Consider the following 15,508-nt stretch of genomic DNA (forward strand, 5'->3'; position numbering starts at 1 on the left):
GCGGCGCGGCGGCGGCGCGGGGGCGCCGCCGGGGCGGCGCGGAGGCGGCGCGGAGGCGGCGCGGAGGCGACGCGAGAGGCGCTAGGTTCGTAGCACTACGAGGCGAGGAGGCACCGTGAAGCAGAGCGGACGGCTCCCGCATCCCCCTGTCGCCTCGCGCGAGCGCGACCCGTCCCGCGTCGACTGGATGGAGCTGTTCTTCGACCTGATCTTCGTTGCCCTCGTCGCTCAGCTCGCCCACGGTCTTTCGCACGAGCCCAGCTTCGGCACGCTGCTGCTGTTCCTCGCCCTGTTCGCGTCGGTGTGGTGGTCATGGGTCAACCTGACCTTCACGGTCAACGTCACCCCCGAGCTGACCAGGCGTGCGCTCGGCGTGACCATGCTCTCCGCGATGTTCGCCGTCGGAGCGATCGCCGTCGCCGCGCCGGAGGCGACGGCCGACAGGGCGTGGCTGTTCGCCGCGGGCAACGCCGCACTGCGGCTCGTCCTGCTCGCCCTGTGGATCCGGCGGAGCTGGTCGAACGGCACAGGGTCGCGCATCCGGCTGGTGGCGTACAACGGCGTGACCGCGGCGCTCTGGCTGATCTCGATCGCGCTCCCGCACCCGTTCGACTTCGCGCTGTGGGCGCTCGCCATCGCGACAGAGGTCGTGCTGCTGGTCGCGAGCGCGTCCCGCTGGGCGGGCGGCACGCTCGACCGCATCAACGTCGAGCACCTGTCCGAGCGGTTCGGCCTGCTGGTGATCATCGTGCTCGGCGAATCCGTGCTGTCGACCGTGGATGCGCTCGACGGCTCGTTCACGCTCCCCTCCGGCATCACAGCCGCCCTCGCGCTGCTCGTCGCCTCGCTGCTCGCCTGGTCGTTCTTCCAGTTCGGGACGACCGCCATGCAGGCGGGATTGGATGCCCTGCGCGCGTCCGGGAACTTCCGCGCCATCCGGGACACGGTGGGCTTCCTGCCATACCTCGTCGTCTCCGGGGTCACGGTGATCTCCGGGGCGCTCGCCATCGCCATCGCCCATCCAGAGCATCCCCTGCCCGTCGTCTCCGCCGTCTCGCTCGGCGGAGGCATCGCACTGTTCTTCCTGACGAACGCGTTCATCTCGCTGCGGTTCGGGCGCCCCTGGACGGATGTGCTGCGCTGGGCGATCCCGGCGGTCGCGCTCCCGCTCGTCCTGATCGGCGTCGCGCTGATCGTGCCGGCCGCGGTGAGCACACTGCTGGCCGTGCTCGTCCTCGGGTTCGTCGTCGTGTCGTCCGAGCGTTCGACCAGACGACAGGCAGAGGAGGGAGCCGCCCCTACAGTTGCGCCATGATCTGCCTGGCGATCACGCGCCCGGCGCGGTTGGCGCCGATGGTGCTCGCCTGCGGGCCGTATCCGGCGAGGAAGATGCGCGAGTCCTGCCACGACGCTCCGGATGCGACGGTCAATCCACCGGACTTCTCACGCAGCTTCAGCGGCGCAAGGTGACGAAGCTCCGGCCGGAAGCCGGTGGCCCAGACGATCGCGTCCGCCCGCGTGAACGAGCCGTCCTGCCAGCGCACGCCGTCGCGCTCGATCGCGGCGAACATCGGCCGTTCGACGAGAAGCCCGCGCGCGATCCCCGCCGCGATCCGCCTGGTGCGCGGAACGCCGGTGCCGCTCACGATGCTGGGGAGCGCGTCGCCGGCGCGAGCGGCCGCATCCTGTGCCGCGACGGCCGCGACGCCGCCCTCGATGGTCAGCTCGGACTCGTCTTTGAACTCGACGGGCCTTCTGGTCGCCCAGACAACCTCGGACGCGACGTTCTCCAGCTCCAGCAGGAAGCCGATCGCCGACGTGCCGCCGCCGACGACAACCACCGACTGGCCGGCGAACTCCTCGGCCGCGAGGTAGCCGGAGGTGTGCACATGCCGCCCGCCGAACTCGTTCATCCCCGGGTAGTACGGCACGAACGGCGCACCCCAGGTTCCGGATGCGTTCACCACCATCCGCGCGCCCGTCTCGCCGTTCGTGTGCTGCACGATCAGGTCGGCGCCGCGGTCGAACACGCTCGTCACCGTGACGGGCCGCTGCACGTTCAGCTCGAAGTGCTCCTCGTATCGCCGGTAATACCCGGCGACGATGTCTTTGGCGGGGAGCGACCTGTCCGCGGTCTCGAAGCTGATGCCGAGCTCGGCCATTCCCGGCAGATCGTTGACGTGGTGGGCGCTGCCGAGCTTGAGCGCATCCCACCGGTGCTGCCACGCGCCGCCCGTGACGGGGCCGCGGTCGAACACGATGAAATCGGTGCCGGGAGTCAGCTCGAACCGGCGAAGATAGTAGGCGACAGCGAGGCCTGCCTGGCCAGCGCCGATGATCGCCACCTGAGTGTCGGTCCTCGTCGTTGTCACCCGCCAATCCCATCATGTCTCGCTGTGCGCAAACTAAGGGGCACTCAGGTCCCACATGCTAAACTAGACGCTAGTTTTCACTGTTCCTGTTCGGATTCCCGGGTGGCTCATCTCCCACCCGGCCTGGCACCGTAAGGGGGTCACGCATGGGGCGCGGCCGTCAAAAGGCAAAGCACACCAAGATCGCGCGCGAGCTGAAGTCTTTCAGCCCGAACGTGAACTACGACGCGCTCGAACGTGAGCTGACGGGGCATTCTCACAACGACGAGCAGTACGAGAAGTGGGCGGACTACGAGCCGGAGGGCTACAAGGACGACTACGAGGACGAAGAGACTCCTAAGCGCGCCTGACGACGTTGGAGTTTGCCGCAGGCAGTGCTTGACGCGGTCAGTGCTTGACGCGGTCAGTGCTTGACGCGGTCAGTGCTTGACGCGGTCAGTGCTTGACGCGGTCAGTGCTTGACGCGGTCAGAGTTCGAGGCGGTCGGTGCTTCGCGCCGTCAGAGCCAACCCTGTGATGCGGCGATCGTCGCTGCGTCTGAGCGGTTTCGTGCGCCCGTCTTGCCGATCGCGCTCGACAGGTGGTTGCGCACGGTGCCCTCGCTGAGGTGCAGCTCCCTGGCGATGTCGGTGATGCTTCCTCCGCGCCCGGCGACGGAGAGCACCTCGGTCTCCCTCGGCGTGAGCGGCGACGTGCCGGAGGCGAGCGACTCTGCCGCCAGTGTCGGATCGACGACCCGCAGCCCCTGTGCCACCCTGCGCACCGCGTCGGCGAGCTGGCCGGAGGGGGTGTCCTTGACTACGAACCCGGATGCGCCGGCCTCCATCGCGCGCCGCAGGTAGCCCGGCCGCCCGAACGTCGTGACGATCAGCGAGCGACAGGCGGGGAACTCGGCGCGCAGAGCCGCGGCAGCCTGGATGCCGTCGAGGCCGGGCATCTCCACGTCGAGGAGGGCGACCTGCGCTGAGGATGCTCGTGCCGCATCCAGCACGTCGTCGCCGCGTCCCACCTGGGCGACCACCGTCAGGTCGGGTTCGAGATCGAGCAGCGCTGCGAGGGCGCCGCGCACGAGCGCCTGGTCGTCGGCGAGCAGCAGCCGGATGGGGTCGGTCACGCGTCCGCCTTCCGCACCGTGAGGCGCACCCCGCCGCGGGGGCTCGCGCTGACGAGCACCCGGGCGCCGACCTCGCGGGCGCGGGCGATCAGCCCGTCGAGGCCGTTGCCGCGTGCTCGAGTGAGTGCTGCATCCGCGAACGGGCCGCGGTCGCCCGCCACACCGTCGCCCGCCGCACGGCCGCCCGCCGCACGGCCGCCCGCCCCACGGTCGCCCGCGCTGCGGCCGTCGCCCGCGCCGACGCCGCCTCTGCCGAGCCCGACCACGCCGACCGCGCCGACCGCCGCCATCCCGCGCCCGTCGTCGTCGATCTGCAGCGTGTCGCTCGTCACCGTGACCCAGCAGTTGCGCGAGCCGGAGTGCCTGATCACGTTGGTGACGCCCTCTCTCAGTACCCAGCCGAACAGTTCGCGCAGCTCGGGGTCGACGCCGTCGCCGTTGCGCGGCAGGTGGGCTTCGATGTCCGCTGCGGCGAGCGCCGCCTGGGCCGCCGCGAGCTCGGTCGACAGGCTCATCTCGCGGTAGCCGGCCACCGCGGCGCGCAGGTCGGCGAGCGCGGAGCGGCTGAGCCGTTCGATGTCGGCGATCTCCTCCTCTGCCTTCGCCGGGTCGATGGCGACCAGGCGGCGGGCCAGCTCCGACTTCACCGTCACGACCGTGAGCGAGTGACCGAGCACGTCGTGCATGTCGCGGGAGAACCGGGCGCGCTCCTCGATGACGGCCAGCCTGGCGATCTCGCCCTGCGCCTGCCGCAACGCCCGCAGCGATTCGATCTGGCGGGCGAACGCCGCCATCATCACGCCGATCGACACGGTCACGAGGGCGATGAACCAGTTGTCGTCGAACGACCCGTCGATGGCGACCGCGACCAACTGGCCGAGTCCGATGACCGCGATGATGCCGATGGCGGTGCGCGTGCTGCGCAGGAGCATCCCCGCCGCGCAGGCGACGTAGACCCAGGTCCAGGTCGTCGCGACGCCGATGAACGGGAACAGCAGGCAGGTGAACGCGAAGTACACCGCGATCCCGGTGACGCGCACCGACTCCCGCTCCCACCAGAGCAGTGGGGGCAGAAGCAGGAAGCCGAGGTACACGACGATCAGGAGGGCGGTGGCCGTCACCTTCGTGGCGAGCGCGCCATCCGAGCTCCACAGGCCGATCAGCACGGAGATCTGGTAGAGCAGGCCGACGACGGCGCCGGGATACCAGCGACGCGCCGACATGTGGGTGAGCCGCTGGACGACGCCCAGCAGCTGACCGCTCTCTGTGCTCTGCACGCTCACCAGCCTAGGCCGCGCGCCGTCAGCTCCGCGAAGCATCCCGCCGGTACCGCCAGATGATGAACGCGCCGAGCACGATGGTCCATCCGGCCAGCACGAGCGCGGGCGTCAGGACGTCGCCGCTCTGGTGGGCGCCCATCTGGCCGATCCGGTTGAGCCAGTACGACGGCACGATCTGCGCCACGTTCGCGACCCACGCCGGGAAGATCTGCAGGGGCACCCACAGCCCGCCGAGCACCGCCATGCCCATGAACACCGCCATGAACAGCGGCTGCGCGAACTCCGGCTTGGCGAACTGGCCGATCAGGATGCCGAGCAGCGCGAACGGGATCACCCCGCACCAGATGCCGAGGCCGGCGGTGAGCCAGTTCCCGAACGCGAGCGGCGGATGGAACAGCAGTTCGGACACCGTGAAGATGACGACGATCGACACCAGCGCCATCAGCATGGCCGTGATCACTTTGGAGACCAGGTAGCCGGTGCCGGTGAGCGGCGTGATGCGCAGTTGCCTGTTCCACCCGATGGAGCGCTCTGTGACGATGTTGAACGCCTGGGACAGTGCCGCCATCATCCCGCCGTAGCTGGCGACCTGGATGGTCGTGACGACGATCCACGGCAGCCTGGTGACAGGGTCGACCTGCCCGCTCCCGCCGAAGCTGCCGCCGAACGCGACCAGCATGATCAGGGGGACGGCCAGGGTGAAGATCATCGAGCGGGCGTTCTTGAGCTGGCGGAAGGATTCCAGCCCGAGGTAGGCGATGCTCATCGGAGTGCTCCGTTCGTGATGGTGGTTTCTGCGGGCGCGCTGTCGCGCGCTGCGTCGGTGCTGGAAACGCCGCCGACCGCCCCTTCGGTGAGGGCGAGGAAGGCGTCGTCCATCGTGTGCGCCGTGACCTCGATGTCGTGCACGTCGGTGTGGGCGGCGAGCAGGGCGCGAAGGGTGGCGTCCGAGTCGTCGCTGACGATCGCGACCTGCCCGGCGCGATGGTCGAGCGAGCGGACGCCGGGGAGGCGGCCGAGCGCATCCCGTGCCTCGTCCGTCCAGGCGAAGTCGATGGATGCGCGGATGCGCCTGCCGGAGACGACCGCCTTGACCTCGTTGGGCGTGCCGTCCGCCACGATCACGCCCTTGGACAGCATGACGATGCGGTCGGCGTATGTGTCGGCTTCGTCGAGGTAGTGGGTGGCGAACACGACCGTGCGGCCTTCGTCGGTGAACTCGCGCATCGACTGCCAGAAGGTGCGCCTGGCCTCCACATCCATCGCGGCCGTCGGCTCGTCCAGGAACAGCAGGTCGGGGTTGGAGACGACGGCGACCGCGAACCGCGCCCGCTGCATCTGTCCACCGGACAGCTTGCTGACCCTCTGTTTGGCGATCTCGGTGCACCGCGCGCGTTCGAGGGCCTCCTCGACGCTCAGCGGATGCTTGTGGGCTGCGGCGACGAGGGCGACGGACTGCGCGACGGTCAGGGTCGGCAGCAGTGCCCCGCCCTGCAGCATCGCGCCGACGCGCCCCTCCTCGATCGCCGTCCGCGGATTCTCGCCGAACAGCGCGGCGGTGCCGGAGGTCGGATGCGCGAGCCCGAGCGCAAGGTCGATGGTGGTCGACTTCCCTGCGCCGTTCGGGCCGAGCAGAGCGACGACCTCGCCCGGCGCGATGCTGAGGCTGACGCCGTTGACGGCCTGCAACGAGCCGAACGACTTCCGCAGGTCGGTGAGCTGGATGGCTGGTGTCTGATTCACCCTCTCAGACTGGCGGGGCGGAGGCGCGGCGGCGCAGAGCGGATGTCAGGGATGGCGGGTGACATTTGTCACGGGGCCGAATACGTCCGTCGGCCGTCACGCCTTCGCGTCGCGCGACCCGCCGAACCGCACCAGCCCCACCACGCCCAGGATGCCGCCCGCCGTCAGCAGGGCGGCGCCGATCAACATCGCGAGGTCTTCCGCCCCTGCGGCGGGGGCCGGGCTCGTGGGGTCGAGCGACGGGAGCAGCGAGTCGCCGCCTGGGCCGCCGGTGCGCGATGCCCCGGTGGCGAGAGCGCCGGAGGGGGCGGAGGGGACGGCGGGCAGCGTGATCGTGGCGGAGGCCGCATCCACGGTGGTCGTCGCGCGCTGCAGCAGCACGAAGAACGTGGACGCCGGCGCACCGGCCGGGCGCGCGAGCAGCCGGATGTCGATGGCGGCCGTCGTCTGGCCGTCGCGGAAGGTGAGGCTGCCGGTGGTCGCGGTGTAGTCGGTGCCGGCGATGGCGGTGCCGTCGGCGGTGGTGAAGTCGACCGTCGCACCGCCGGCACCGGATGCGCGGCTCACGGTCACGGTCGCGGTGCGCCCGTCGGCTGCCAGCGAGGAGGCGGTCACGCCGAGCGCGCCCGTCGCCGCGCTCACCGTGAGGGGTGCGGACGCGGTGGAGGCGCGGAGGGGAGCGCCGGGAGCAGGGACGTAGCGCGCCGTGACGGTGTGGTCTCCTGCCGACGGCACGGGGAGGTCGGCGCGCGCGATGCCGAAGGCGCCGACGGCGGCATCCACGGTGGATGCGCCGTCGACGGAGAAGGCGACCGTTCCGTCCGTGGGGGCGGAGAGGAAGAGACGGCCGATCGCGGCGGTCAGGGTGACCGTCGAGCCTGCCGCGGCGACGCGAGGAGCGGAGAGGGCGGTCGTGGTGACCGTCGCGCAGGACGGGACGTCGCCGTCGATGGTGGCGGTCGCCCCGCCGAGACGCCAGGTGGCCGACGGGACCGCGCGCCCATCCAGCGTCAACGACCAGACCGCGTGGTGCTCTCCCGGCTCGAAGGCGGTGGGCTGGCCGCGGTCGACCGCGCCCGGTGCGATGGCGTTGGCGCCGGCGGATGCCGCGAGGCGCACGGTGTCGTCCGCTGTGCTGCGATAGCCGAGGAGCACGGTGCGCGCGGTGACCGAGGGGCCGAGGGGCGCATCCACGATGCAGTCGACGATGGGCGTGAGGGTGCCAGCGGGGACAGGGGATGCGGCGGGTCCGGCCGACGAGGTGGGCGACGGGGTCGCGGGTGTGCCGGGTGTTGTGGGTGCGGTGGGTGTTGTGGGTGCGGTGGGTGTGGTGGGTGCGGTGGGTGCGGTGCGTGCGGTGGTCGACGGCGCGGTCACCGGCGACGCCGCCGTAACCGAGGGGGCGGCCGCCTGCACCGACTCCGCCGTCTCCGCCACCTGCGCCGCCTGCGCCGAGACCGCCGTGACGGCCTGCGCGAGCGCTCCCGCGCCGCTCACCGCGACGACGAGTCCGGCAACGCCGAGCATCCTTCGGATACTGGAATACTTGGCGGCCACGTCGGCCAGCCTAGCCGTTGGGGGCCGACCACCGCGTCTACCAGAACGGGTGACGCGCGTTCCCCGCGTCCCCCGCGCGATTCGTGCGGAACCCGCGATGTCGGCGCTCGCAACCGCACTTCTGGCACGAGCCGTGCGTCACCGCTGCCGCACGATTCGTGCGAACCGCGCGGTCGCAGCGCCCGCGACCGCGCCTTCGGCACGAGCCGTCAGCGCGGCGGCGCCGCGACAGCGAAGCGCGCTCAGCTCGCGTACGCACCGACGAGGCGCACCGCGCCGCCGTCCACGCCCTTCGCGCCCTGCTCGAAGCCGGTGAGGTCGCGCTTCGACGTCGACACCGTTCCGACGCGCCATGCCGGGATGCCGTCGTCCTCGATCGCCGCGATGACCTGGTCGGCGGTCTGCGCCGCGACGACCGCGAGCATCCCGATGCCGAGGTTCCAGGTGCCCTCGCTCGACTCCAGGCTGGTGCCGGCCAGGTCGCTCAGGATGCGGAACACCGGGCTGGGCGACCAGCTCGCGCGGTCCACCTCCACCCAGGAGCCGACAGGGAGCACGCGCGCCAGATTCGCCGCGATTCCGCCGCCGGTGACGTGGCTCAGCGAGTGCACAGCGCCGCCGAGCGACGGCTCTCCGAGAACGCGCAGCAGCGGGGCGGTGTAGAGGCGGGTCGGCTCCAGCAGGGCCTCTCCGACCGTGCCGCCGAACGCATCCGAGTGGTCGGTGAAGCCGATGCTGTTCTTCGCCAGGATGTGGCGGACGAGCGAGAAGCCGTTGGAGTGCAGCCCGGAGGAGCCGAGCGCGATGACGACGTCGCCGTCCTGCACCAGCTCGGCACCGAGCACGGCGTTGGCCTCGACAGCGCCGACCGCTGCGCCGGCCACGTCGTAGTCGTCCGGCCCGAGGAGCCCCGGGTGCTCGGCCGTCTCGCCGCCAACGAGCGCTGTTCCTGTCGCCTCGCAGGCGCGGGCGATCCCGGCGACGATGTCGGCGATGCGCGACGGCACCACCTTGCCGCAGGCGATGTAGTCGGTCATGAACAGCGGCTTGGCGCCCACCACCACGATGTCGTCGACCACCATGCCCACCAGGTCTTGGCCGATGGTGTCGTGCTTGTCGATGGCCTGCGCGATCGCGACCTTGGTGCCGACGCCATCGGTCGAGGTGGCCAGCAGCGGGCGGTCGAACATCTTCAGGGACGACACGTCGAACAGCCCGGCGAACCCGCCGACACCGCCCAGCACGTGCGGTCCGTGCGTGCGCGACACCGCCGCCTTCATCAGCTCGACGGCGAGGTCACCTGCTGCGGTGTCGACACCGGCTTCGGCGTAGGAGGCGGATGCGGATGCGGGCTGATCGGTCACGGGGTCAATCGTAACGGGGACGCCAGCTACTCGTTGCGTCCAGGATCGCCGAACGACGGCAGCAGCACGCTCTCGAACTCCGCGTCCGGCCCTGGGTCGCAGCCATCGGCCGCGGCGCCCTCCCCCTCGCCGCGCGGAGCCTCCGGTCGTTCGAGGAGGTTCTTGCCGAGGTGGTGCGCATCCGGGAGCTCGATCGGGTACACCCCGGTGAAGCAGGCGGTGCAGAGACGCTCGCGCGGCTGCTCGGTGGAGGCGATCATGCCGTCCTCCGAGAGGTAGCCGAGGCTGTCGGCGCCGATGGACTGGCGCACCTCGTCCACTCCGAGCCCGGTCGCGATGAGCTCTGCGCGGGAGGCGAAGTCGATGCCGTAGAAGCACGGCCAGGTGATGGGCGGGCTGGAGATGCGCACGTGCACCTCGGCCGCCCCTGCCTCGCGGAGCATCGAGACGAGCGCGCGCTGCGTGTTGCCGCGCACGATCGAGTCGTCCACGACCACCAGGCGCTTGCCCTTGATGACCTCTTTGAGCGGGTTCAGTTTGAGCTTGATGCCGCGCTGGCGGATGGTCTGCGACGGCTGGATGAACGTGCGGCCCACATACGAGTTCTTCACCAGGCCCTGGCCGAACGGGATGCCGGACGCCTGCGCGTATCCGATGGCGGCCGGGGTGCCGGACTCGGGGGTCGGGATGACGAGGTCGGCCTCGACGGCGTGCTCGCGGGCGAGCTGGCGACCCATCTCGACACGGGCCTCGTGGACGCCGCGACCCGCGATGGTCGTGTCCGGGCGGGCGAGGTAGACGTACTCGAAGACGCATCCTGCGCGCTTCTCCTCGGCGAAACGCTGACTGCGGAGGCCGTTCTCGTCGATGGCGATGAGCTCGCCGGGCTCGACCTCGCGCACGAAGCTGGCGCCGACGATGTCGAGGGCGGCGGTCTCGGAGGCGACCACCCAGCCGCGCTCGAGACGGCCGAGCACCAGCGGGCGGACGCCCTGAGGGTCGCGGGCGGCGTAGAGGGTGTGCTCGTCCATGTACACGAGGCAGAACGCCCCGCGCAGACGGGGAAGGAGTTCGAGCGACGTTGCCTCGAGCGTGTGGTCCAGGTCGCCGGTGAGCAGCGCGGTGACGACAGCCGTGTCCGTCGTGTTGCCGCGGGACAGCTCGCCGTCGTGCTCCGGATACCGCTCGTGCACGAGCTGCATCAGCTCTGCCGTGTTGGTGAGGTTGCCGTTGTGGCCGAGAGCGACCGTGCCGCTGGAGGTGCGGCCGAGCGTCGGCTGCGCGTTCTGCCAACTGGATGCGCCGGTCGTCGAATACCGCGTGTGGCCGACGGCGATGTGGCCGGTCAGCGAGTTCAGCGCGTTCTCGTTGAACACCTGCGAGACGAGACCCATGTCTTTGTAGATGAGGATCTTCGAGCCGTCGCTGGTGGCGATGCCCGCGGACTCCTGCCCCCGGTGCTGCAGCGCATAGAGGCCGAAGTAGCTGAGTTTGGCGACTTCCTCGCCTGGCGCCCAGACCCCGAAGACACCGCAGGCATCCTGCGGACCCTTCTCGCCGGGAAGTAGATCGTGACTGAGAAGACCGTCGCCTCCGGACAAACCGGAACCCCCTTCAGGGTGTTAGCTCTCGATGGATGTGCTCGTGCCTGGTGCGCTGCCGTCCCGCGGCTGCTCGCCCTGCGGTTCGCCTGGCTGCTCGCCGGGGGTGACGCGCACGTCGATTCTATCCGCCTGGACAGTGCGCGCCCGACGGTTCGTCGCCCGGTCGACCAGCAGTGCGACGACCGCCCCGATGGTCACCCCGACGGCCACGCCAATCGCCAGCAGGAAGCCGAAGACGCTGCCGCGGTCGTAGGTCGGGTTCGCCGGGAACGCGAACGTGAGGATCAGCGCGACGATCGCGAACAGGATCGCGCCGACCAGCATGAACCGGAAGTATCGCGGCGACCGCCGCACGAGCACCGAGCTCTCGGTGACCGTGGTCTGTTCGTCGTTCTCCTGGCTCATGCATCCATTGTCCCTCACCTTCTCTGTGAGGTCGGAACGCGTCAGAAGCGCAGCGGGAGGAGCCCGTCGAGGGATGCGCGCTGACCGGACGCGTGCACGGTGCCGGAGGCGAGCGCGTCTGCCCACGGCGTCGCGCCGCTGGCGAGGGCGAGCCAGGTGGGCGCATCCATCTCCACGACGTTCGGCGGCGTTCCCCTGGTGTGGCGGGGGCCCGGGATGCACTGGGTCGCCCCGAACGGAGGCACCCGCACCTCCACGGTGTTGCCGGGAGCACGCTCGGCGAGGAGCTGCAGCAGGTAGCGCACGGCCATCGCCGTGGTGTTGCGATCCGCTCCGCCCGCCAGCGCGGCACGGACGGCCGGGCCGCCCTCCGCATCCTGGATCTTCGCTCTGGCCATCCCCCTATCCTCGCAGCCTCTACCATTGGTCGCGTGAAGATTCTGGTCCTGGGTTCCGGTGCTCGCGAGCACGCCATCGTCACGTCGCTGCTGAGCGAGGAGGCCGAACACCGGATCGTCGTCGCCCCCGGCAACGCCGGGATCGCGGCCGATGTTGCCGTTGAACCGGGGCTCGACCCGCTGAACGGCGAAGCCGTCACGGAGTACGCGATCGAGAACGGCATCGAGCTCGTGGTGATCGGGCCGGAGGCCCCCCTCGTCGCCGGGGTCGCGGACCCGCTGCGCACGCGCGGCATCCCCGTGTTCGGTCCTGGCAAGGTCGCGGCGCAGCTCGAAGGGTCGAAGACGTTCGCCAAGCGGATCATGGATGCGGCGGGCGTTCCCACGGGACGCGCGGTGCGTGCATCCACGCTGGTGGAGGCGGAGGAGGCGCTCGACGCGTTCGGCGCCCCGTATGTGGTGAAGGCGGACGGGCTCGCGGCCGGCAAGGGCGTGCTGGTGACCTCCGACCGGGATGCGGCCGTCGAGCACGCGACGCACTGGCTGGGGCACGGCAGCGTGCTGGTCGAGGAGTTCCTCGACGGCCAGGAGGTGTCCCTGTTCCTGGTGAGCGACGGGCACAACGTGCTTCCGCTGTCGCCTGCGCAGGACTACAAGCGGCTGCTCGACGGCGACGCCGGACCGAACACGGGTGGGATGGGCGCGTACTCGCCGCTGCCGTGGCTCCCGGAGAACTTCGTCGACGAGGTCATCGACACGGTGGCGCTGCCGACCGTGCGCGAGCTGGCGAAGGAGCAGACGCCGTTCATCGGCCTGCTCTACTGCGGCCTCATCATGACCAGCCGCGGCATCCGCGTGATCGAGTTCAACGCGCGCTTCGGCGACCCGGAGACCCAGGTGGTGCTCCCCCGGCTGGTGACGCCGCTGTCCACGCTGCTGTTCGCGGCGGCGACCGGCGCGCTGGCAGGGGTGCCGCGGCCGGAGTTCGCGCTCGACACCGCGGTGACCGTCGTGCTGGCCAGCGAGGGCTATCCGGAGGCTCCGCAGACCGGTCGGCCGATCACCGGACTGGATGCGGCGGCGGCGGTCCCCGAGGTGACGATCGCGCACGCGGCGACAGCCCGCGACGAGGCGACGGGCGCGCTGCTCGCGACCGGTGGGCGCGTCCTCAGCGTCGTCGCCCGCGGCACCACCTTCGCCGAGGCGCGCGCCCGCGCATACGAGGCGGTCGCCCTCATCGACCTCCCCGGCTCCCACTACCGCACCGACATCGCCGCCCGCGTCGCCGACTAGCCCCCGCCGTCCCCAAGCCATCGAGCCCAGGGTTTTTCACCGCAAATCGCGTTCTTAAGGTGAAAAAGCCTGGGCTCGATTGCTTGGGGGCGGGGCTAGGCGAGGAGGCGGGCGACGAAGGGGTTGCGGAAGGTGCCGGACGGGTCGAACGCGGCGACGAGGTCGCGGAACGCGTCGAGGCGCGGGTAGAGGCCGGGCACGACGCCTGCGGCGTCGACGTAGACCTTGCCCCAGTGCGGCCGGGCTCCGAGCGGCAGCAGCGCGGCCTCCAGCAGCGGGAGGATCGCCTCGACGCCCTCCTGGTCGCGCAGCCAGGTGAAGTGCAGCCCGACCGCATCCGTGCCGTATGCGCTCGACAGCCACAGGTCGTCCGCCGCGACCGTGCGGATCTCGCTGATCTGCAGCAGCGGCGCGATCACCGGACCGAGCTCGCGCACGGCCCGGATCGCCTCGACGGCGTTCGCCCGCGGCACCAGGTACTCGGACTGGATCTCCGCCCCGTTCGACGGCGTGAACTCGAAGCGGAAGTGCGCCAGCCGGTCGCTCCACGGGCCGAAGACGCCGAGCTGCTCTGTGGTGTTGCGCACATCCATCGTCGCGATCATGTGACGGGCCTCGGTGAGCGCCGTCGCTCCGAAGAAGTCGTCGCCGATGTCGGTCGCGTCGTCAGCGCGCTCCTTCAGCCAGGCGAGACTGACGGCGTCCTCCGCCCAGTCGGTGAAGAGGGAGACGCTGTACGCAGCGGAGGTGATGTCGTCGAACCGGTCGATGACCGCATCCCATGGCAGGCCGCCGAACAGTCGCTGACGCACGTCGAAGGTCGGCCGGATGTCGAGCGTCACCTCGGTGACCACCCCCAGCGCTCCGAGCGACACCACTGCGCCGTCGAAGCCAGGCTCGCCGCGGCGCAGGTCGACCAGTTCGCCGTCCGCCCGCAGGATGCGCAGGCCGCTGACGGCGGTGGCCAGGTTGCCGTTCTTGTCGCCGGAGCCGTGCGTCGCCGTCGCGATCGCGCCCGCGATGGAGATGTGCGGGAGGGACGCCAGGTTGTGCAGCGCCCAGCCGGCGCTCTGCAGCTCGCGCGCGAGGTCGCCGTAGCGCACGCCGCCGCCCACCGTCACCGTGGATGCCGCCTCGTCGATCCGGATCGCAGGCGGGAGCGCCGCTGTGCTCACGAGCAGCCTGTCGTCGTCCGCCAGGTCGTTGAAGGAGTGCCTGCTGCCGAGGGCCCGCATCGAGTCCGCGCCGAGCACGAGCTCCCGCAGTTCGTCGACGGACTGTGGATGCGCGATCCGCTCCGCCCTGTACGTGTAGTTCCCCGCCCAGTTCTTCTCGTCCACCGTGGTCCTTCCTCGCACCGGCCGCTCCGCATGGAGTGCTGCCAGTCTGACATCGATGTGACCGTGCCCATCGCGGATGGTCTCCGCCCGGGGCGCGAAAGGTTTCCAATCGGGGATGGTCGGAACACACATCCCGACAGAAAGCAATCATTGTGCGCGGTTCCGCCCCGCGAGTAGCGTGACGCCTGTCGGAAGCACCGGCGCGGAGGGGAGTTCAACGTGACCGAATTCGAGTACGGCCCTGCGGAGTTCATCGTCGCCCAATTCGAGGGCGAACGACCGACGCCGGGCGTCATCCAGGCCATCGTCGACCTGGTCGGCACGGGCACCGTCAGACTCCTCGACCTGCTCTTCGTCTCCCGCTCTCTCGACGGCGACGTCGAGATCGTCGAGTTCGAGGACGCCGGCGACGAGTACGGCCTGACCGAGATCACCCTCGAAGCCAGCGGCATCGCCGGATCGGAAGACGTCGACGACATCGCAGACCTCATCGACCCCGGCACCTCCGGCGCGATCCTGGTCCTCGAGCACACCTGGGCGAAAGACCTCGCCAGCAAGTTCTTCGCCGCGGGAGGGAGCGTCGTTCACGCGGAGCGCATCCCCGCCCCCGTGGTCAACGCCGTCCTGGCCGAAGCGTCGGAAGAGTAGGGAGACACCATGCCGTTCGTTCGTCGAGTGGGCCGTCCGGGATTGCTCGGACTGGCAGCGCGCACCGCCGTCGTCGCAGGCACCGCCACCGCCGTCAGCGGCGGGATGCAGCGGCGCCAGCAGGAGAAGGCCATGGAGGAGCAGCAGGCCGAGCAGTACCAGGCCCAGCAGCAGCAGGCCCAAATGGATGCGGCGGCTCAGCAGGCCGTCGCCCAGCAGCAGGCGGCGGCTCCCGCGGCAGCCGCGGCCCCGGCCGGGGGCGGAACCGACCTGATGGCGCAGCTCCAGCAACTCGCCGCCCTGCACGCGCAGGGAATCCTGTCCGACGACGAGTTCTCTGCCGCGAAGGCAAAGCTGCTCGCCTGACCCGAACTGTCCTGGCTGACCGCC

General features: G+C 70.6%; 16 protein-coding genes. 5 read left to right on the forward strand and 11 right to left on the reverse strand.

Annotated elements, in window-relative coordinates:
* Nucleotides 1–115: 115 nt before the first annotated feature.
* Entirely contained in the window at nucleotides 116–1,315 is a 1,200-nt protein-coding gene (locus ACYVGI_RS03270; protein ID WP_460631217.1) for a low temperature requirement protein A, read from the forward strand.
* On the opposite strand, the gene ACYVGI_RS03275 is transcribed toward ACYVGI_RS03270, so the two are convergent.
* A complete protein-coding gene (locus tag ACYVGI_RS03275) occupies nucleotides 1,299–2,372 on the reverse strand; it encodes an NAD(P)-binding domain-containing protein (protein WP_460631218.1) in 1,074 nt (357 codons plus the stop codon). The two genes, ACYVGI_RS03270 and ACYVGI_RS03275, sit on opposite strands and share 17 nt — an antisense overlap.
* 146 nt (nucleotides 2,373–2,518) lie before the next feature.
* On the opposite strand from ACYVGI_RS03275, the gene ACYVGI_RS03280 reads away from it, so the two are divergent.
* On the forward strand, nucleotides 2,519–2,722 hold the full coding sequence (locus ACYVGI_RS03280) for a DUF3073 domain-containing protein (protein ID WP_055898390.1): 204 nt from the start codon (nucleotides 2,519–2,521) through the stop codon (nucleotides 2,720–2,722).
* 149 nt (nucleotides 2,723–2,871) lie between these two features.
* On the opposite strand, the gene ACYVGI_RS03285 is transcribed toward ACYVGI_RS03280, so the two are convergent.
* From ACYVGI_RS03285 to ACYVGI_RS03325, 9 genes are all read right to left on the reverse strand, one after another.
* Nucleotides 2,872–3,486 carry a response regulator gene (locus ACYVGI_RS03285; protein ID WP_460631219.1) on the reverse strand — a complete coding sequence of 205 codons (615 nt, stop codon included), beginning with the start codon at nucleotides 3,484–3,486 and terminating at the stop codon, nucleotides 2,872–2,874.
* Nucleotides 3,483–4,763 (reverse strand): sensor histidine kinase, encoded by a 1,281-nt coding sequence (locus ACYVGI_RS03290; protein WP_460631220.1) that lies wholly within the window; start codon nucleotides 4,761–4,763, stop codon nucleotides 3,483–3,485. Before ACYVGI_RS03290 ends, ACYVGI_RS03285 begins: the two co-directional genes overlap by 4 nt.
* A gap of 25 nt (nucleotides 4,764–4,788) precedes the next feature.
* A complete protein-coding gene (locus ACYVGI_RS03295; RefSeq protein ID WP_460631221.1) occupies nucleotides 4,789–5,532 on the reverse strand; it encodes an ABC transporter permease in 744 nt (247 codons plus the stop codon).
* On the reverse strand, nucleotides 5,529–6,509 hold the full coding sequence (locus ACYVGI_RS03300) for an ABC transporter ATP-binding protein (RefSeq protein WP_460631222.1): 981 nt from the start codon (nucleotides 6,507–6,509) through the stop codon (nucleotides 5,529–5,531). Before ACYVGI_RS03300 ends, ACYVGI_RS03295 begins: the two co-directional genes overlap by 4 nt.
* A gap of 96 nt (nucleotides 6,510–6,605) precedes the next feature.
* On the reverse strand, nucleotides 6,606–8,066 hold the full coding sequence (locus ACYVGI_RS03305) for a Calx-beta domain-containing protein (protein WP_460631223.1): 1,461 nt from the start codon (nucleotides 8,064–8,066) through the stop codon (nucleotides 6,606–6,608).
* 242 nt (nucleotides 8,067–8,308) lie between these two features.
* On the reverse strand, nucleotides 8,309–9,430 hold the full coding sequence (purM, locus tag ACYVGI_RS03310) for a phosphoribosylformylglycinamidine cyclo-ligase (protein ID WP_460631224.1): 1,122 nt from the start codon (nucleotides 9,428–9,430) through the stop codon (nucleotides 8,309–8,311).
* A 26-nt stretch (nucleotides 9,431–9,456) separates the two neighbouring features.
* A complete protein-coding gene (gene purF / locus ACYVGI_RS03315; protein WP_460631225.1) occupies nucleotides 9,457–11,031 on the reverse strand; it encodes an amidophosphoribosyltransferase in 1,575 nt (524 codons plus the stop codon).
* Between the two features lie 21 nt (nucleotides 11,032–11,052).
* Nucleotides 11,053–11,439, reverse strand: coding sequence for a hypothetical protein (locus tag ACYVGI_RS03320; RefSeq protein WP_460631226.1), 387 nt, complete (start codon nucleotides 11,437–11,439; stop codon nucleotides 11,053–11,055).
* Nucleotides 11,440–11,480: 41 nt separating this feature from the next.
* On the reverse strand, nucleotides 11,481–11,837 hold the full coding sequence (locus ACYVGI_RS03325; protein ID WP_460631227.1) for a sterol carrier family protein: 357 nt from the start codon (nucleotides 11,835–11,837) through the stop codon (nucleotides 11,481–11,483).
* A gap of 33 nt (nucleotides 11,838–11,870) precedes the next feature.
* On the opposite strand from ACYVGI_RS03325, the gene purD reads away from it, so the two are divergent.
* Nucleotides 11,871–13,130: a phosphoribosylamine--glycine ligase gene (purD, locus tag ACYVGI_RS03330; protein ID WP_460631228.1), complete on the forward strand. Its 1,260-nt coding sequence runs from the start codon at nucleotides 11,871–11,873 to the stop codon at nucleotides 13,128–13,130.
* Nucleotides 13,131–13,225: 95 nt separating this feature from the next.
* On the opposite strand, the gene ACYVGI_RS03335 is transcribed toward purD, so the two are convergent.
* Nucleotides 13,226–14,470 carry an FAD-binding protein gene (locus ACYVGI_RS03335; RefSeq protein WP_460631229.1) on the reverse strand — a complete coding sequence of 415 codons (1,245 nt, stop codon included), beginning with the start codon at nucleotides 14,468–14,470 and terminating at the stop codon, nucleotides 13,226–13,228.
* Nucleotides 14,471–14,689: 219 nt separating this feature from the next.
* On the opposite strand from ACYVGI_RS03335, the gene ACYVGI_RS03340 reads away from it, so the two are divergent.
* The gene (locus ACYVGI_RS03340; protein WP_460631230.1) at nucleotides 14,690–15,118 is read left to right on the forward strand and encodes a DUF6325 family protein; all 429 of its coding nucleotides are present in this window, start codon (nucleotides 14,690–14,692) and stop codon (nucleotides 15,116–15,118) included.
* Between the two features lie 9 nt (nucleotides 15,119–15,127).
* Entirely contained in the window at nucleotides 15,128–15,484 is a 357-nt protein-coding gene (locus tag ACYVGI_RS03345; protein WP_460631231.1) for an SHOCT domain-containing protein, read from the forward strand.
* The last annotated feature ends 24 nt before the right edge of the window (nucleotides 15,485–15,508 follow it).

The sequence above is a fragment of the Leifsonia lichenia genome (assembly GCF_054780215.1).